The following is a 17061-nucleotide window of genomic DNA, read 5'->3' as shown; positions in this document are numbered from 1 at the left end:
CACCTGGCGCAACAGGCGGGAACAGCTCAGCGCTGACGCTTCTCGCGCACGCGCATGTTGACGACGATCGGCGTTCCCTCGAACGAGTACAGCTCGCGCAGGCGACGCTGGATGAACCGGCGGTAGCCCGGGTCGAGGAAGCCCGTGGTGAACAGCACGAACGTCGGCGGACGCGTCGATGCCTGCGTGCCGAACAGGATGCGCGGCTGCTTGCCACCACGCAGCGGGTGCGGGTGCTCGGCGACGAGCTCGGCCAGGAAGGCGTTGAACTTGCCGGTCGGGATGCGACGATCCCAGTTCTCGAGCGCCGTCTCCAGCGCGGGGACGAGCTTGTCGAGGTGACGGCCCGTCTTCGCCGAGATGTTCACGCGCGGTGCCCAAGCGACATGCGCCAGGTCCTGCTCGATCTCGCGCTCGAGATAGCGACGGCGGTCGGCGTTCTCGAGATCGTCGTCGTTCAGGCGATCCCACTTGTTGAAGGCGAGCACCAGCGCACGGCCCGACTCCAGCACGAGGTCGATGATGCGCACGTCCTGCTCGCTGATCGTCTCCGACACGTCGAGCACGACGACCGCGACCTCCGCCTTCTCCAGCGCGGCAGAGGTGCGCAGCGACGCGTAGAAGTCCGCGCCCTGCGCCATGTGCACGCGACGACGGATGCCGGCGGTGTCGACCAGGCGCCACATCTTGCCGCCGAGCTCGACGACCTCGTCGACGGGGTCGCGCGTCGTTCCGGCCAGCTCGTTCACGACGACGCGCTCTTCACCGGCCGCCTTGTTCAGCAGCGACGACTTCCCGACGTTCGGTCGACCGAGGATCGCGACGCGGCGCGGTCCTCCGATCTCCTGCTTCGCGACGGCCGAGATCTCGGGGAGCTTCTTCAGCACGGCGTCGAGAAGGTCCGCGACGCCACGGCCGTGGATGGCCGACACCGGGTAGGGCTCGCCGAGACCCAGCGCCCAGAGTGCGGCCGCTTCCGGCTCCTGGCGGGTGTCGTCGATCTTGTTCGCCACCAGGAACACGGGCTTGCCGCTCTTGCGGAGCAGCTTCACCACGTGCTCGTCGGTCGACGTCGCACCGACCATCGCGTCGACCACGAACAGCACCATGTCGGCGAGGTCGATCGCGACCTCGGCCTGCATGGCCACCGAGCGGTCGATGCCGCGGGCATCCGGCTCCCATCCGCCCGTGTCGACGAGCGAGAACCGGCGGTCGGCCCATTCGGCCTTGTAGGTCACGCGGTCGCGGGTGACACCGGGGGTGTCCTCCACGACAGCCTCGCGACGGCCGAGGATGCGGTTGACGAGCGCGGACTTGCCCACGTTCGGTCGACCGACGATCGCCACCACCGGCAGAGCCGGGCTGAACATGATCCCGTCCTCGCCCATGGTGATGCCGGCGAGGAGCGCGGCATCCTCGTCGTCGAGCTCGTAGTCCGCCAGACCTGCGCGGAGCGTCTCGGCGCGCTGCTCGGCGAGCTCCTCGTCGATCAGCTCCATCTTCTCGGCGAGCTGGTCGGGGCCGCCTTCGTATTCGTCGTCAGCCACGGTGTGCTCCTCGGTGTTGCTCGATCACCGAGAGAACGGCGTCGATGGTCTGGGAAAAATCAAGGTCCGTCGAGTCGACGACCTCGACGCCGTCTGCGGCGTTCAGGAAGTCGACGACGGCGCTGTCGGATGCGTCGCGCTTGTGCAGCGCTGCGGCGACGGCATCCGCGTTCTCGCCGGCGAGTTCGCCGGCACGTCGGGCGGCCCGCACTTCGGGGGCCGCGGTCAGGAGGATCCGCACGGGGGCGTCGGGGGCGACGACGGTCGTGATGTCGCGCCCCTCCACGACGACCGCGGGATACGCGGCGTCTGCGACGAGGGAACGGAACAGCTCGTTCACCTGGGCGCGCACCTCGGCGACCCTGGCCACACCGCTGACGGCGCCGGAGACCCGCGGATCGCGGATCGCCTCGGTCACCTCGACGTCGCCGACCCGCACGGTCCGGTCGTCGGGGTCGAGCCCGAGCACGACCGGGAAATCGGATGCCGCGGCTCGCACCGCGTCGGCATCCGAGGTGTCCGCTCCGCGGTCGAGCACGTGCCAGGCGAGTGCACGGTAGGCGGACCCCGTGTCGAGGTAGCCGAAGCCGAGCCTGCGCGCGACAGCCTTCGACACGCTGGACTTGCCGGACCCCGCGGGGCCGTCGATCGCGATGAACTTGGTGGCGTCCGTGGAGGAGAACGAGGTGTCAGTCATTCGTATTCCCTGCAATCCGCCATCCGCGTTCCTCGAGTCCCGTGATCGCCCCGTGCAGGGTCGCCGGCTCGACGCTGATCTCCGCCAGGCCGAACTGTGCGCCCGGCGAGTGCTCGAGACGCAGGTCCTCGACGTTGACACCGAGTTCCCCGAGCTCGCCGAAGAGGCGTCCGAGCTGACCGGGGGTGTCGTCGATCATCACGATGAGCGACTCGAAACGCCGGTTCTGACCGTGCTTGCCGGGGAGCCGGTCGACGCCGTCGTTGCCCTGGCGGATCGTCTCCGCGACGACGCGGCGAGCACCCGGCGCACCGGGCTCACGCAGGGCATCGGAGATCTCACCGAGGTCGGCGGCCAGCGCATCGAGGATCTCGACCACCGGTCCGGCGTTCGCGCCGAGGATCTGCACCCAGAGCTCGGGAGCGGATGCCGCGATGCGGGTCGTGTCGCGGACGCCCTGGCCTGCAAGGCGCAGAGCTCCCTCCTCGGCACCGGCGAGGCGGGCGGCGAGAAGACTGGCGACGACCTGGGGCACGTGCGAGGTCAGCGCGACCGAGCGGTCATGCTCCTCCGGTGTCATCTCCAGCGGCATCGCGCCGACGTCCAGCGCGAGCGCCTCGACGAGCGCGAGATCGGCGGCCTTCGTGTCCTCATCGCGGCAGACGACCCAGGGACGTCCGATGAAGAGGTCGGCACGGGCGGAGATCGCTCCGCCGCGCTCGCGACCGGCGAGCGGATGCGAGCCGATGTAGCGGGTGAGGTCGACACCGCGAGCCTGGAGCGTGCGGAACGGCTCGAGCTTCACGCTCGCGACGTCTGTCACGACGGCATCGGGGTATCGAGCGAGCTCGGCCTCGATCACGTCGGCGGTGACGTCCGGCGGCACGGCCACGACGATGAGGGAAGGCGCGTCGTCATCGGCGGCGAGACGACCGGCGCCATAGTCGACCGCGAGACGCAGCTGCGCCGGTGAGGCGTCGGTGAGGACGACGTCGATCCCCTTCGCCCGGAGGGCGTGCCCGACGCTCGCGCCGAGCAGACCGGCACCGACGATGCGGACGGTGCCGGAGAGCCGAGGCGCGACGACGCCGGCCTTCCGCGCCGTGGGCGCACTCGTCGTATCGGTCACTCGTTCTCCTGCTGCTCGCCTGGCGCCTCGGCGACACCGGAATCCTGGCGCGACAAGGTCAGAAGCGCGCCGAGTTCGATTTTACTCAGTTCCCGCGTCTTCCCCGCCGGGAGGGTTCCCAGGTGGAGCGGCCCGAACTGGCGGCGGACGAGCTCGGTGACCGGGTGACCGACCGCGGCCAGCATCCGACGCACGATGCGGTTGCGTCCGGAGTGGAGGGTCAGCTCGACCAGGCTCGAACCGCGCGACGTGTCGAGCAGGCGCGCCTTGTCGGCCGCGATCGGACCGTCGTCGAGCTCGATCCCCTTCGTGAGCTTCGAGATCGTCTGCGGCAGGACCGTCCCCTCGACCTTGGCGATGTACACCTTCGTCACGCCGAACGACGGGTGGGCCAGCACATGCGCCAGCCCGCCGTCGTTGGTGAGAATGAGCAGACCGCTCGTCTCGGCGTCGAGCCGGCCGACGTTGTACAGGCGCTCCTCGTAGTCGGCGGTGAAACGACGGAGGTCGGGACGGCCGTTCTCGTCCTTCATGCTGCTCACGACGCCGGTCGGCTTGTTGAGCATGACGTACCGTTTGGAGACGTCGAGCTGGATCGCGGTGCCGTCGACGTCGACCAGATCGTGCTCCGGGTCGATCCTCCGGCCGAGCTCTTCGACGACCACGCCGTTGACGCGGATGCGCCCCTCGACGATGTAGTTCTCGACGACACGGCGCGAGGCCACCCCGGCGGCGGCGAGCACCTTCTGCAGGCGGACGCCCTCGGGTGCGCCCTCGTTGGTGATGTCCGTCATCGGATGGTCCCTTCGTCGAAGCCGTCAGCGCCGTCGTCGAGCAGCGGAGAGATCGGGGGCAGCTCGTCGAGCGAGTTGATGCCCAGGTGCTGCAGAAGCGCGTCGGAGGTGCCGTAGTTGATCGCTCCGGTCTCGGAGTCGGCGAACAGCTCGGTGATGAGACCGCGGGCGAGCAGGGTGCGCACCACGGAGTCCACGTTCACCGCGCGGATCGAGGCGACCTGGCTGCGCGTCACGGGCTGCTTGTAGGCGATCACGGCGAGGGTCTCGAGCGCCGCCTGCGACAGACGGGCCGGCGCCTGCCCGCCGATGAACTCGGCGACGAGGCCGTCATGGTCCTCGCGCACGTAGAGCCGCCAGCCTCCGCCGACCTCGCGCAGCTCGAATCCGCGGCGCGGGCCGTGCCCTCGCCCGTCGTAGTCGTCGACGAGCGTCTCGAGCGTCTGCCGGACGGCGGGCACCGGTGATCCGACGGCGGCGGCCAGCGCCATCAGGCCGATCGGCTCGTCCACGATCAGCAGGATCGCCTCGATGCGCTCGGAGAGCGGGGTGTCGCGGACGGTCTCCTCGACCGCGGAGTCCGTCGTGGAGGTGTCATCGGTCATAGTCGGCTCCCAGGGTCGCCAGCGTCTCATCCGACCAGGCGTCGGCTGCCCAGCGGAGCGTGAGCTCGCCGAGCGGTTCCAGTTGTTCGAAGGACAGAGCCGCATGGCGGTACAGCTCCAGCACGGAGATGAAGCGCGCGACGACGATGCCCGGCTCGGTGACTCCGGCGACGAGCTCGCGGAAGCTGACCGACTCCGTGCCGCGCAGCAGCGTCACGACGATCGCCGCCTGCTCGCGGATGCTGATCAGCGGCGCGTGCAGATGATCGAGTCCGACGTGCGGGATCTCCTTCGGCGCGAAGGCCAGGAGCGCGAGGGCGGCGAAGTCGTCGACCGTGAGCGACCACACGAGCTCGGGTGTCTGACGGCGGTGCTTCTCGTCGAGGCGCACCGCGCGCACATGCCGGCGGTCCTCGCGCTGCAGGCAGCGGGAGAACCACGTCGAGACCTCCTTGAAGGCCCGGTACTGCAGCAGGCGGGCGAACAGCAGGTCGCGCGCCTCGAGCAGCGCCACCGCCTCGGCATCGACCAGTTCGCCCTGCGGCAGGAGGCCGGCGACCTTCATGTCGAGCAGCGTGGCGGCGACCACCAGGAACTCGGATGCCTGATCGAGCTCCTCGTCGTCGTCGAGCTGGCTCAGGTAGGCGATGAACTCGTTGGTGACCGCGCTCAGCGACACCTCGGTGATGTCCATCTCGTGCTTGGAGATGAGGTTCAGCAGCAGATCGAAGGGGCCGTCGAAGTTCGACAGCGAGACACGGAATCCCTCGGCGGGATCCGCGATCTCGTCCGCCCGGTCAGCGCTCTCGTCAGGCGACGGCGCCACGGGCGACCAGCTCCCGGGCCAGCCGCAGGTACGCCTGGGCGGCGGCGTGCTCCGGAGCGAACTCGGTGATGGGCACACCTGAGACCGAGGCATCCGGGAACTTCACGGTGCGGCCGATCACGGTCTCCAGCACGTCGTCGCCGAACGTCTCCACGACGCGCTCGAGCACCTCGCGGGAGTGCAGCGTGCGGGCGTCGTACATCGTCGCCAGGAGCCCGTCCATCGTGATCGACGGGTTCAGGCGGTCACGGACCTTGTCGATGGTCTCGATCAGCAGCGCGACCCCGCGCAGGGCGAAGAACTCGCACTCGAGCGGGATGATCACACCGTGCGCCGCCGTGAGCGCGTTCACGGTGAGCAGTCCGAGAGACGGCTGGCAGTCGATGAGGATGACGTCGTACTCCCCCGCCACCTGGCGGAGCACTCGGGCGAGGATCGTCTCGCGAGCCACCTCGTTGACGAGATGCACCTCGGCAGCGGAGAGGTCGATGTTCGCCGGCATGACGTCGAGACCCTCGACGCTCGAGTGGACGATCGCGTCGTGCGCGTCGCGCTTCGTGTCGAGCAGCAGGTCGTAGATCGTGGGGACGTCGTGCGTCTGGATGCCGAGACCGGCCGAGAGCGCGCCCTGCGGATCGAAGTCGACCGCGAGCACCTTGCGACCGTACTCGGCGAGGGCCGCGGCGAGGTTGATGGTGGTCGTCGTCTTGCCGACGCCGCCCTTCTGGTTGCACAGCGCGATGATGCGCGCCGGACCGTGCGACTTCAGCGGCTCGGGCGTGGCGAACCCGTGATACGGACGGCCGGTGGGTCCCATGGGGGTCTCGTCGGCCTTCTGTGCCTTCGCCCTGGACTTCGCCGCTTTCTCAACCACCGGTTCTCCTGCTCCTTCGTGCTTGGTCGATTCTAGCGGCCGCCCTGTTCTGTGGCCTCCCGGCACGCGGCACAGCGCCTCAGCGGGCCCGGGGATGAGAGGTCGCGTAGATGTCGCGCAGCGTGTCGACCGACACGTGGGTGTAGATCTGCGTCGTCGCGACCGACGCGTGCCCGAGGAGCTCCTGCACCACGCGCACGTCGGCGCCGCCCTGCAGCAGGTGCGTCGCGAAGGAGTGCCGCAGCGTGTGCGGTGAGACCTCGCTCGTGATCTGGGCGGCCTCGGCGGCGGCACGGATGATCAGCCACGCGCTCTGTCGGGACAGGGGCGCCCCTCGCGCACCGAGGAACAGGCGCGACGACGCCCGTCCCTTGGCGGCGAGCCCCGGGCGCACCCTGGTCAGGTAGGCGTCCACAGCGTCGCGCGCGAACGACCCGATCGGCACGATCCGCTCCTTCGACCCCTTGCCGCGCAGCCGCAGCACATCGCCGTGGGCGAGGTCGTCGACGTCGAGCCCGATCGCCTCCGACACGCGGGCGCCGGTCGCGTACAGGAGCTCGAGAAGGGCGCGGTCCCGGATGCCGACGGGGGCCTCCGGCGACGGCGCGGCGAGCAGGCGCTCGACCTGGTCGATCGTCAGCGCCTTCGGAAGCCGACGCGGAGCCTTCGGAGGACGGAGCCTCCCGCTCGGGTCATCGGCCTCGATGCCCTCCCTCGCGAGGAACCGATGCCAGCCCCGCACCGACGACTGCAGCCGGGCGAGGCTGGTCGACGCCGGGGGCGGCTCAGCCGACGATCGCTCCGTGATGAAGCGGCCGATCACGGCCGGGGTGATGTCGGCGGTGTCGCCGATGCCGTCGGCCTCCAGCCATTCCCGGTACCCGTCCAGGTCTCGTCGGTAGGCCGCGATGGTGTGCGCACTCAGACCGCGCTCGATCGTGACGTGTCGCAGGTAGAGGTCGAGAGCGCGAGGAAGCAGCATCCTCAGAGCCGATCGCGCAGCCTCTGCGCCGCCGCGAGCACTCCGATCGAGAGGATGCCGTTGCGCATGCGCCCGGCGAGGACGGCGTCGACCGCGTCCGAGAGGGGTACCCACTCGACGCGGATGTCGGCCTCTTCGTCCTCGCGGTCGTGCGCGGACTCGGCGGCCGAGATACCCGTCGCGAGGAAGATGTGGATCATCTCGTCGTTGCCGCCCGGCGTGGTCCACGACGACACGAGCGGTTCCCAGTGCGCCGCGACCAGGTCGGCCTCCTCGGCGAGCTCGCGCTTCGCGGCCTCGAGCGGCTCCTCGCCGGCGACGTCGAGAAGGCCGGCCGGCAGCTCCCAGTCACGGTGACGGATCGGATGCCGGTACTGCTGGATCAGCAGGACGCGGCCCTCGTCGTCCAGCGCGAGGATCGCCACGGCACCCGTGTGCGCGACGTACTGCCGCACCATCTCGCCGTCGCCGTACCGCACGCGGTCGGAGCGCACGTCCCAGACCCTGCCCTCGTAGACGAGGTCGCTCGTGAGCACCTCCGGAGAGAACGGCTCGTCGCGGAGCTCTCCGGTCGCGTCAGTCATCGGCGCTGACGTCGAACAGCTCGCTGGCGCGGTGACGCTCGATCGCGGCGCCCACCAGTCCGCGGAACAGCGGGTGCGGGTCGGTCGGACGCGAGCGCAGCTCGGGGTGCGCCTGCGTCGCGATGTAGTACGGGTGCACGTCGCGCGGCAGCTCGACGTACTCGACGAGGTCGAGTTCCGGGTTGAGGCCGGAGAACACCAGACCCGCGTCGGAGAGACGGTCGCGGTACGCGTTGTTCACCTCGTAGCGGTGACGGTGCCGCTCCGAGGCCTCAGGGGCACCGTAGAGCTCACGGGCGAGTGAACCATCGGCGAGGGCCGCCTGGTACAGGCCGAGGCGCATCGTGCCGCCCAGGTCGCCGCCGTCGAGGATCTCGATCTGCTCGGCCATCGTCGCGATCACGGGCTCCGTGGTCTCCGGGTCGAACTCGCTCGACGATGCTCCGGCGATGCCGGCCACGTCGCGTGCGTACTCGATCACCATGCACTGCAGGCCGAGGCAGAGGCCGAGCGTCGGGATGCCCTGTTCGCGGGCGAACTTCAGCGCCCCCAGCTTGCCTTCGATACCGCGGATGCCGAAGCCGCCGGGCACGCAGATGCCGTCGACCTGGGCCAGCTGCTCCTGGGCGCCCTCGGGCGTCTCGCAGAGGTCCGAGGGGATCCAGCGGATGTTGACCTTGGTCTCCTGCGCGAATCCACCCGCCTTGAGGGCTTCGGTGACCGAGAGGTAGGCGTCAGGCAGGTCGATGTACTTGCCGACGAGGCCGATCGTGACCTCGTGCTTGGGGTTGTGCACAGCGTGCAGCACCTTGCTCCAGCGCGTCCAGTCGACCTCTTCCGCGGCCTTCTGGTCGAGACCGAGACGACGCACGATGTACGAGTCCAGCCCCTGGTCGTTGAGCGTCGACGGGATGTCGTAGATGCTCGGCAGGTCGACGGTGTTGATGACGCCCTCGACGTCGACGTCGCACATGAGCGCGATCTTGTTGCGGTTGCTCGCGCTGACCGGACGGTCGCTGCGGAGCACCAGGGCGTCCGGCTGGATGCCGACCTGGCGGAGGGCCGCGACCGAGTGCTGGGTGGGCTTGGTCTTCTGCTCCCCCGACGCCCCCATGAAGGGCACCAGCGAGACGTGCACGAAGAACACGCTGTCGCGGCCGAGCTCGTGACGGAGCTGGCGGGCGGCCTCGAGGAACGGCTGCGACTCGATGTCGCCGACCGTGCCGCCGACCTCGGTGATGATCACGTCAGGACGCGGCTCCTCGTGAGCCTGCAGGCGCATGCGGCGCTTGATCTCGTCGGTGATGTGCGGGATGACCTGCACGGTGTCGCCGAGGTACTCGCCCCGGCGCTCGCGCGCGATGACCTGCGAGTAGATCTGGCCCGTCGTCACGTTGGCTGCCTGCGACAGGTTGATGTCGAGGAACCGCTCGTAGTGGCCGATGTCGAGGTCGGTCTCGGCGCCGTCGTCGGTCACGAAGACCTCGCCGTGCTGGAAGGGGTTCATCGTGCCCGGATCGACGTTCAGGTACGGGTCGAGCTTCTGCATCACGACGCGCAGTCCGCGAGCGGTGAGGAGGTTGCCCAGGCTGGCAGCCGTGAGCCCCTTGCCCAAAGACGAAACGACACCACCTGTCACAAAGATGTGCTTGGTCGTGTCGTTCTTGGGCCCCGCAGAAGAAGAGTTCATCACGGGCTTCGATCCTATCAGGCAGCAGGGGCGCCGAGGCTGAGAAGTTCTCGGGCGTGGGTCAGAGCGGCGTCCGAATCGGCGAGTCCCGACAGCAGGCGGGCCATCTCGGCCTCCCGCTCCTCGCCCTCCAGAAGCCGCACGCTGGAGGCGGTGACGGCTCCGTCGTTGGACTTCACGACGGACAGGTGATTGTTCGCGAAGGCCGCGACCTGCGCGAGATGCGTGACCGCGATGACCTGCGACTTCTCTGCAAGCCGGGCGAGTCGTCGACCCACCTCGATCGCGGCTGCGCCACCGATGCCCGCGTCGACCTCGTCGAACACGAAGGTCGGCACCGGGTCGGTCCCGGCGATGACGACCTCGATCGCCAGCATCACGCGGGAGAGCTCTCCCCCGGAGGCGCCCTTTCCCACGGAGCGGGGTTCGGCACCCGGATGCGGCGCGAGCAGGATCGCGACGTCGTCGCGGCCGTGCGTGCTCTCTGCACCTTCCGTGACGGCCACCTCGAGACGAGCATCCGGCATCGCGAGGGCATGCAGCTCCTCCGTGACCGCGGCGCCCAGACGCGTCGCGGCAGACGCACGCTCCGTGGTCAGCGCGGCGGCATGCGCATCGAGCTCGGCACGCACCGCATCCCGTTCCTCGGTGAGCCGCTCGATCCGCTCGCCGTCGTCGTCGAGCTCGGCGAGACGCGCGGACCCGGTCCGCCACACCTCGAGGGCCTCGTCGAGCGAGCCGTGCGCGCGGACCAGCGTTCCCAGGGCGGCACGACGTTCCTCGACCGCGGCGAGTTCGTGCGGACCCGACTCGTCGAGATCCGCGAGGTACGCGGAGAGCTGGCCGGCCGCATCCGCGATCCGATAGCCGATGTCGGCGATGCCCTCGGCGATCTCGGTGAGCTTCGAGTCGGAGACGCGCTCGAGCAGCCGGCGAGCCTCGGCGACGAGGCCGGAGGCATCCGGCTCACCCTCCTCGCTCGACAGCGCGCCGTGCGCGAGGGATGCCGCCAGGCGCAGCTCCTCGGAGTTGGCGAGGCGTTCGGCGCGTTCGCTCAGCTCCTGGTCCTCCCCCGGCTCCGGGGCCGTGGCCTCGATGAGGGCGAGGGCCTCGCGGAGGCGCGCGGCCTCCTCGGCGCGGCGATCGCGGTTCTCGGAGATCTCGGTGATCTCGGCGTCGAGAGTCCGCCAGCGGGAGAAGGATGCCGAGTACGCCGCGAGAGCCGTCGCGACGGGGGCGCCACCGAAGCGGTCGAGGGCGTCGCGCTGCGCGGCGGCCGAGCGCAGGCGGAGCTGCTCGGACTGTCCGTGAACGACCACGAGCTCTTCGGCGAGAGCCGACAGCACTCCCGCGGGGGCCGCACGACCACCGACGCTGGCGCGGCTGCGACCCTCGGCGCTCAGGGTGCGGGACACGTAGAGTTCCGCGAGGTCGGCGCCGGCAGGTTCGAGCTCGCCTCCGGCATCCGTCACGATGTCGGCGACGTCGCCCTTCTCGGGAACGATCCAGACTCCGGCGACCGAGGCCTGCGCGGCGCCGGCGCGCACGGCACCGGAATCGGCACGCTGACCGAGCAGCAGTCCGAGGCCGGTGACCACCATCGTCTTGCCCGCGCCCGTCTCGCCCGTGATGGCTGTGAAGCCGGGGCCGAGGGGCAGTACGGCATCGGCGATCACGCCGAGGCCCTGCATCCGCATCTCCTCGATCATGGCGTCTTCCCCGGCTCCTGCCCGCGCCATCCTTCGACGGGCAGACGGAACTTGCGCACGAGCCGATCGGTGAAGGCTGCGTGGTGCAGGCGTGCCAGACGAACCGGACGCGAAGACCGGCGGACGACGACGCGAGCACCCGGAGGCAGATCGTGCGAACGCCGGCCGTCGCACCACAGGATGCCGGAGCCGTCGGTGCGCTCCAGCATCTCGATCGCGACAGCGGCGTCGGGGCTGACGACCAGCGGCTTGGCGAACAGCGCGTGCGCCGACAGGGGCACCACGGCGATCGCCTCGACGCTCGGCCAGATCACCGGCCCGCCGGCGGAGAAGTTGTAGGCGGTGGATCCGGTCGGCGTCGAGACCACCATGCCGTCGCACGCGAAGCTCGACAGCGGGCGACCGTCGATCTCGAGCACGACCTCGATCATCCGCTCTCGGCTGGCCTTCTCGACCGTCGCCTCGTTCAGCGCCCAGGTGTCGTAGACGACGGCGCCCGCCGCGTCCTTCACCCGCACCGACAGGGCGAGGCGCTCCTCGACCTCGTAGTCGCGGTCGATCACGCGGCGCACCGCGTCATCCATGTCATCGCGATCGATCTCGGCGAGGAAGCCGACGTGGCCCATGTTGATGCCGAGCACCGGCGCACCGCTGTCGCGGACGAGCTCAGCTGCCCGCAGGATCGTTCCGTCGCCGCCCAACACGATCGCGAGCTCGAGGTCTGCGGACTCCGACGACGCGTCGAGCACGTCGACGTCGGCGAAGAACCCGTCGACCGCGGTCAGCGCGGCGTGATCGTCAGCCGCGAGGAACGGTCGGGCTCCTGCCCCTCGCAGCGCGTCGATCACGCGACGGGCGGCCTCCACGGTCTCGACGCGGCCGGCATGGGCGACGACCAGGATCCTGCGCTCGTTCATCGTCCCCCTGCCAGTCGATTGATGCTGTCCAACCATTCTGTCGGATTGCTGCCGCGTCCCGGCGCGAGGTGCGCGAGATATTCCGCATTGCCGTGCGTGCCGAGGATCGGGGAGGGAAGGATGCCGAGCATGCCGAGACCGACGTCCCAGGCACTCCATACGGTGCGTGCGACGGCATCCGCGCGGGTGGCGGGGTCGGTCACCAGACCGCCGCGCACGGCGGTGCGGCCGACCTCGAACTGCGGCTTCACGAGGAGCAGGATGTCGGACCCCGGTGCGGCCACGCCGGCGACCGCCGGCAGCACGAGCTCGAGGGAGATGAAGGAGAGGTCGCCGACGAGGAGCTCCGGGAGATCGCGTTCGCCCGTCGTCTCGGCGAGGTTCTCGGGCGTCATGTGGCGAACGTTGTATCCCTCGACCGCCACCACGCCGTCGTCGGCCGCGATCGACGGCGCCAGCTGGCCGTGCCCCACGTCGACCGCGAGCACTCGTCGGGCGCCGCGCTCACGCAGCACCTGGGTGAATCCGCCGGTCGAGGCGCCCATGTCGAGCGCCAGCCTCCCCTCGACGGGGACCGCGAAGCCGTCGAGGCCGGCGATGAGCTTGTGCGCGGCGCGACCCACGTAGTGGTCCGAGCCCGCGATCGTGATCTCGGCGGTGTCCGGCACCGGCGTCGAGGACTTCACGACCGGTCGGCCATCGACGCTCACGAGCCCCTCGGAGATGAGTGTGGCGGCGTGGCTGCGCGAACGGGCGAGTCCTCGGGCGGCGAGGGCGGCGTCGAGTCGCGTCATCGGGATCCCGGGGTCTCCCGTTGGTCGAGCTTCGCGCCGGTCTCGAGACGGCGTGACAGCTCGTCGTGCAGGGCCGAATAGGCATCCGCACGCGCGGGCAGCGGCTGCCCCTCGATCAGGCGCAGGCGACTCCACAGACCGTCGGTCGGCGCGCTCGTCGTCTCATCGCTCACGGTCCTACTGTACGCGGCACGGCGGACGGACGACGGAGCCACGGCGTCCGTCGATCAGGGTCGGTGGAACGGATCGTCGTAGAGGCGCTCCGGCACGCGGAGGACGAACACCGGTGTACCGGATGCCCAGATCGCTGCGGCACCTGCGCGGAGCAGGTCGATCTGCACGCCCGAGTCGGCGACGATCTCGACGTCGGCTCCCGAGACCCGCACAGCGGCTCCGTTCACCTGGAAGACGCCGTCCTTCTCGATCGCCTCGGGGTACGGCTCATGCAGCTCCCGCAGGTCGCCGAGGATGTAGGTGGGACGCGAGCCTTCGGGCGCTGCCAGCACGTGCTTCGGACGATCGATGCCGGTGAGCACCAGCACCGAGTCGATGCCGACACGGCTCGCTCCCATGATGTCGGTGTCGAGGCGGTCGCCGATGAACAGCGCCTTCTGCGCGCCGAAACGCGCGAGGGCCTCTTCGAAGATCGGAGCCTCCGGCTTGCCCGCGACGGTCGCCAGGCGTCCGATCGCGGTGTGCACGGCGGACACCAGGGTGCCGTTACCGGGGGCGACACCGCGCTCTCGCGGAATCGTCCAGTCGGTGTTCGTGGCGATCCAGGGGATACCGCCCTCTTCTTCCGGAAGCTTGAGGGCGAACGCGGCCTCTGCAAGGTCCGTCCAGGCGACCTCGGGAGCGAAGCCCTGAACGACAGCGGCAGGCGAGTCCTCGGCGCTGCGGGTGACCGTGTATCCGGCCTTCGTGACCTCGTCGACCAGACCATCGCCACCGACCACGAGGATCGTGGCGGGTGCCGGGAGGATACCCGCGAGCAGGCGCATCGCAGCCTGCGGACTCGTCACGACGTCGGATGCCGCCACCTCGAGGCCGAGGCTGCTCAGGTGGGCCGCGACGGACGCATCGGTGCGGGCGGCGTTGTTGGTGATGTAGCCGAGTCGTGCGGACTCCCCCGCCCGGTTCAGGCTGTCGACCGCGAACGGCAGCGCGCCCGGGCCGGCGTAGACCACGCCGTCCAGATCGGCCAGCACGGTGTCGACGCCGTCGAGCGGAGTGGACGCGACCGGTCGCTTCCGGGAGAACAGCGCCACTACGCCTCCTGCTCCGAGCCCTGAGCCTTGTGGTCGTCAGGGGCGGCGTCGTCGTCAGAAGCGGCGTCGTCGTCCTCGCCGAGGAGTTCGCGGACCTCGTCCTCGACCGTGAGCTCTTCGATCACGGACTCGTCGGCCGCGATCTCATCGACGACAGAGTCATCTGCAGAGTCTTCGGCAAGGGGCTCGTCAGCGGCGAGCTCCACGGCATCAGCGTCCGTGGCGGACTCATCATCGTCGAAGTCGCCTTCGATGAGGCCGTCCTCGACGATCAGCTCTTCATCACCCGCTTCGTCGACGCCGAGGGCCTCGGCAGCGACGTCGGCGCGGTGCGCCCAGAAAGCAGCTTCCTCGTCGCGTCCGAGATCCTCCAGCACAGCGGCGCGAGCGGCGAACAGCGCCGGGCTCCACTCGAAGGCGCGATCGGGATCGAGTTCGGGGATCTCGAGCTCACCCAGCGCGAGCTCGAGATCGCCCTGGTCGAGGCGAGCTCCGGACATCGCGATCGCGAGAGCGACGCGTACCGGGGTCGTGAGCGCGCTGCGGTCGACGGCGCGACCCGTCTCGAGCGCACGGTCCGGTCGTCCGATGCCGCGCTCGCTGTCGACCATGAGGGCGATCTGATCGTCCTTGCCGGAGATGCGGCGGTAGGTGCGCAGTTCGCGAAGCGCGAGGGCGAAGTCCTCGGTCGCGTAGGCCGTGATGCCGAGGGTTTCGCGAACGATCGCGATCCGTCCGGCACGACGTGACGCCGCCAGGGCGTGCTCGTGCGCCAGCGCAGGATCCTCGTCGATGAGCTGCGACGCCATCGCGAGGTGACGGGCCACGAGGTCGGCGTTCTCCTTGCTCAGCGTCTTGAGCTCATTGCGAGCAGACGTGTGCAGATCGCGGGCCGTGATCTCGTCCGGAATGTGCGGGTCGTTGAAACGCGGACGCTCATCGGCCGCTTGGACCGGACGCTCGCGCCCCGAGCCCCCGCGCTGCGGATAGGACCGGGAGCGATCACGGTCGGAACCGGAGTCACGGCGCGGTGCGGAGTCACGGTTGTAGCTGCCCTCGCGACGCGGAGCGCGGTCGCCGGAGCGGTTGTCACCGTCACGACGCGGTGCGGAGTCACGGTTGTACCCGCCCTCGCGACGCGGTGCGGAATCGCGGTTGTAACCGCCTTCACGACGCGGAGCCGAATCCCGGTTATAGCCGCCTTCACGACGCGGAGCCGAATCCCGGTTATAGCCGCCTTCACGACGCGGAGCCGAATCCCGGTTATAGCCGCCGCCCTCGCGACGAGGAGCCGAATCCCGGTTATAGCCGCCGCCCTCGCGACGAGGAGCGGAGTCACGGTTGTACCCGCCCTCACGGCGCGGCGCGGAATCACGGTTGTACCCGCCCTCACGGCGCGGCGCGGAATCACGGTTGTACCCGCCCTCACGGCGCGGTGAAGAGTCACGGTTGTACCCGCCCTCACGGCGCGGAGCAGAATCACGGTTGTAACCGCCGCCCTCACGACGCGGAGCAGAATCACGGTTGTACCCGCTGCCCTCACGACGCGGAGCAGAGTCACGGTTGTAACCGCCCTCACGACTGTAACCGCCCTCACGACGCGGTGCGCGGTTGTCACCGTCGCGACGAGGAGCAGAGTCACGGTTATAGCCGCCCTCACGACGAGGAGCGGAATCACGGTTGTACCCGCCACCCTCACGACGAGGAGCAGAGTCGCGGTTGTACCCGCCACCCTCACGACGCGGAGCGCGGTCACCGGAGCGGTTGTCTCCGTCACGGCGGGGTGCGGCGTCTCGATCGCGTGCGGGGCGGCCGCCGGAAGGACGCTGGTTGCGCGATCCGCTGTCGTTGTCGCGACGCGGACGGCGCTCTTCGTCTTCCGGCATGATGCTCCCTGTTTTCGTTGTAAACGCAAAATGGCCACCCATCGATGGGTGGCCATTTGCTTAAAAGAAGTCCGGCGGTGTCCTACTCTCCCACAGGGTCCCCCCTGCAGTACCATCGGCGCTGTGAGGCTTAGCTTCCGGGTTCGGAATGTAACCGGGCGTTTCCCTCACGCTATGGCCGCCGAAACACTATTGATGTTTCAATCAAACACATAACAAAGTCATTGTTGTTATGCGGTTCTCGACCGTACATCGAGAACCACTCAGTGGACGCGTAGCACCAACAAACGGTGTGTTATCAAGTCATCGGCTTATTAGTACCAGTCAGCTGCATGCATTGCTGCACTTCCACATCTGGCCTATCAACCCAGTAGTCTGGCTGGGAGCCTCTCACCCGAAGGTATGGAAATCTCATCTTGAGGCCGGCTTCCCGCTTAGATGCTTTCAGCGGTTATCCATCCCGAACGTAGCTAATCAGCGGTGCTCCTGGCGGAACAACTGACACACCAGAGGTTCGTCCAACCCGGTCCTCTCGTACTAGGGTCAGATCCTCTCAAATTTCCTACGCGCGCAGCGGATAGGGACCGAACTGTCTCACGACGTTCTAAACCCAGCTCGCGTACCGCTTTAATGGGCGAACAGCCCAACCCTTGGGACCTACTCCAGCCCCAGGATGCGACGAGCCGACATCGAGGTGCCAAACCATGCCGTCGATATGGACTCTTGGGCAAGATCAGCCTGTTATCCCCGAGGTACCTT

Annotated in this window: 16 protein-coding genes and 2 rRNA genes; all 18 read right to left on the bottom strand. The window is 69.1% G+C overall.

Translation table 11 applies throughout. The annotated features are described in order from the left end of the window. Positions 1-26: 26 nt before the first annotated feature. Complete coding sequence (gene der / locus DC434_RS18400) at positions 27-1499, bottom strand: ribosome biogenesis GTPase Der (protein ID WP_243409014.1); 1473 nt, start codon at positions 1497-1499, stop codon at positions 27-29. Between the two features lie 40 nt (positions 1500-1539). Next, on the bottom strand, positions 1540-2244 hold the full coding sequence (gene cmk / locus DC434_RS18395) for a (d)CMP kinase (protein ID WP_116636769.1): 705 nt from the start codon (positions 2242-2244) through the stop codon (positions 1540-1542). After that, a complete protein-coding gene (locus DC434_RS18390; RefSeq protein WP_116636768.1) occupies positions 2237-3373 on the bottom strand; it encodes a prephenate dehydrogenase in 1137 nt (378 codons plus the stop codon). The genes cmk and DC434_RS18390 overlap by 8 nt, the downstream gene beginning before the upstream one ends. Next, the gene (locus DC434_RS18385) at positions 3370-4167 is read right to left on the bottom strand and encodes a pseudouridine synthase (RefSeq protein WP_116636767.1); all 798 of its coding nucleotides are present in this window, start codon (positions 4165-4167) and stop codon (positions 3370-3372) included. The genes DC434_RS18390 and DC434_RS18385 overlap by 4 nt, the downstream gene beginning before the upstream one ends. Further along, positions 4164-4772: an SMC-Scp complex subunit ScpB gene (scpB, locus tag DC434_RS18380; RefSeq protein ID WP_116636766.1), complete on the bottom strand. Its 609-nt coding sequence runs from the start codon at positions 4770-4772 to the stop codon at positions 4164-4166. The genes DC434_RS18385 and scpB overlap by 4 nt, the downstream gene beginning before the upstream one ends. Next, complete coding sequence (locus DC434_RS18375; protein ID WP_116636765.1) at positions 4762-5598, bottom strand: ScpA family protein; 837 nt, start codon at positions 5596-5598, stop codon at positions 4762-4764. The genes scpB and DC434_RS18375 overlap by 11 nt, the downstream gene beginning before the upstream one ends. After that, positions 5582-6415 carry a ParA family protein gene (locus DC434_RS18370; protein ID WP_116636764.1) on the bottom strand — a complete coding sequence of 278 codons (834 nt, stop codon included), beginning with the start codon at positions 6413-6415 and terminating at the stop codon, positions 5582-5584. Before DC434_RS18370 ends, DC434_RS18375 begins: the two co-directional genes overlap by 17 nt. A gap of 136 nt (positions 6416-6551) precedes the next feature. Then, positions 6552-7454, bottom strand: coding sequence for a site-specific tyrosine recombinase XerD (gene xerD, locus DC434_RS18365; protein ID WP_116636763.1), 903 nt, complete (start codon positions 7452-7454; stop codon positions 6552-6554). A gap of 2 nt (positions 7455-7456) precedes the next feature. Continuing rightward, positions 7457-8038, bottom strand: coding sequence for an NUDIX hydrolase (locus DC434_RS18360; RefSeq protein ID WP_116636762.1), 582 nt, complete (start codon positions 8036-8038; stop codon positions 7457-7459). After that, the gene (locus DC434_RS18355) at positions 8031-9728 is read right to left on the bottom strand and encodes a CTP synthase (protein WP_116636761.1); all 1698 of its coding nucleotides are present in this window, start codon (positions 9726-9728) and stop codon (positions 8031-8033) included. The genes DC434_RS18360 and DC434_RS18355 overlap by 8 nt, the downstream gene beginning before the upstream one ends. 17 nt (positions 9729-9745) lie before the next feature. Next, complete coding sequence (gene recN, locus DC434_RS18350; protein WP_116636760.1) at positions 9746-11437, bottom strand: DNA repair protein RecN; 1692 nt, start codon at positions 11435-11437, stop codon at positions 9746-9748. Next, complete coding sequence (locus DC434_RS18345) at positions 11434-12354, bottom strand: NAD kinase (protein ID WP_116636759.1); 921 nt, start codon at positions 12352-12354, stop codon at positions 11434-11436. The genes recN and DC434_RS18345 overlap by 4 nt, the downstream gene beginning before the upstream one ends. Then, on the bottom strand, positions 12351-13148 hold the full coding sequence (locus DC434_RS18340; protein WP_116636758.1) for a TlyA family RNA methyltransferase: 798 nt from the start codon (positions 13146-13148) through the stop codon (positions 12351-12353). The genes DC434_RS18345 and DC434_RS18340 overlap by 4 nt, the downstream gene beginning before the upstream one ends. Next, positions 13145-13321 carry a hypothetical protein gene (locus tag DC434_RS20205; protein ID WP_165808129.1) on the bottom strand — a complete coding sequence of 59 codons (177 nt, stop codon included), beginning with the start codon at positions 13319-13321 and terminating at the stop codon, positions 13145-13147. Before DC434_RS20205 ends, DC434_RS18340 begins: the two co-directional genes overlap by 4 nt. Positions 13322-13375: 54 nt before the next feature. Continuing rightward, on the bottom strand, positions 13376-14416 hold the full coding sequence (locus tag DC434_RS18335; protein WP_116636757.1) for an HAD-IIA family hydrolase: 1041 nt from the start codon (positions 14414-14416) through the stop codon (positions 13376-13378). Beyond that, entirely contained in the window at positions 14416-16302 is a 1887-nt protein-coding gene (locus DC434_RS20395; protein ID WP_243409009.1) for a primosomal protein, read from the bottom strand. The genes DC434_RS18335 and DC434_RS20395 overlap by 1 nt, the downstream gene beginning before the upstream one ends. Positions 16303-16371: 69 nt before the next feature. Beyond that, a 5S ribosomal RNA gene (rrf, locus tag DC434_RS18320) occupies positions 16372-16488 on the bottom strand. Positions 16489-16596: 108 nt separating this feature from the next. Then, positions 16597-17061: ribosomal RNA gene (locus DC434_RS18315) — 23S ribosomal RNA — on the bottom strand; the annotation flags it as partial.

It is taken from the genome of Microbacterium sp. TPD7012 (genome assembly GCF_003075395.1).
GTDB lineage: Bacteria > Actinomycetota > Actinomycetes > Actinomycetales > Microbacteriaceae > Microbacterium.
The sequence above is the reverse complement of the archived record's forward strand: the minus strand, read 5'-3'. Positions and strand labels throughout refer to the sequence as shown.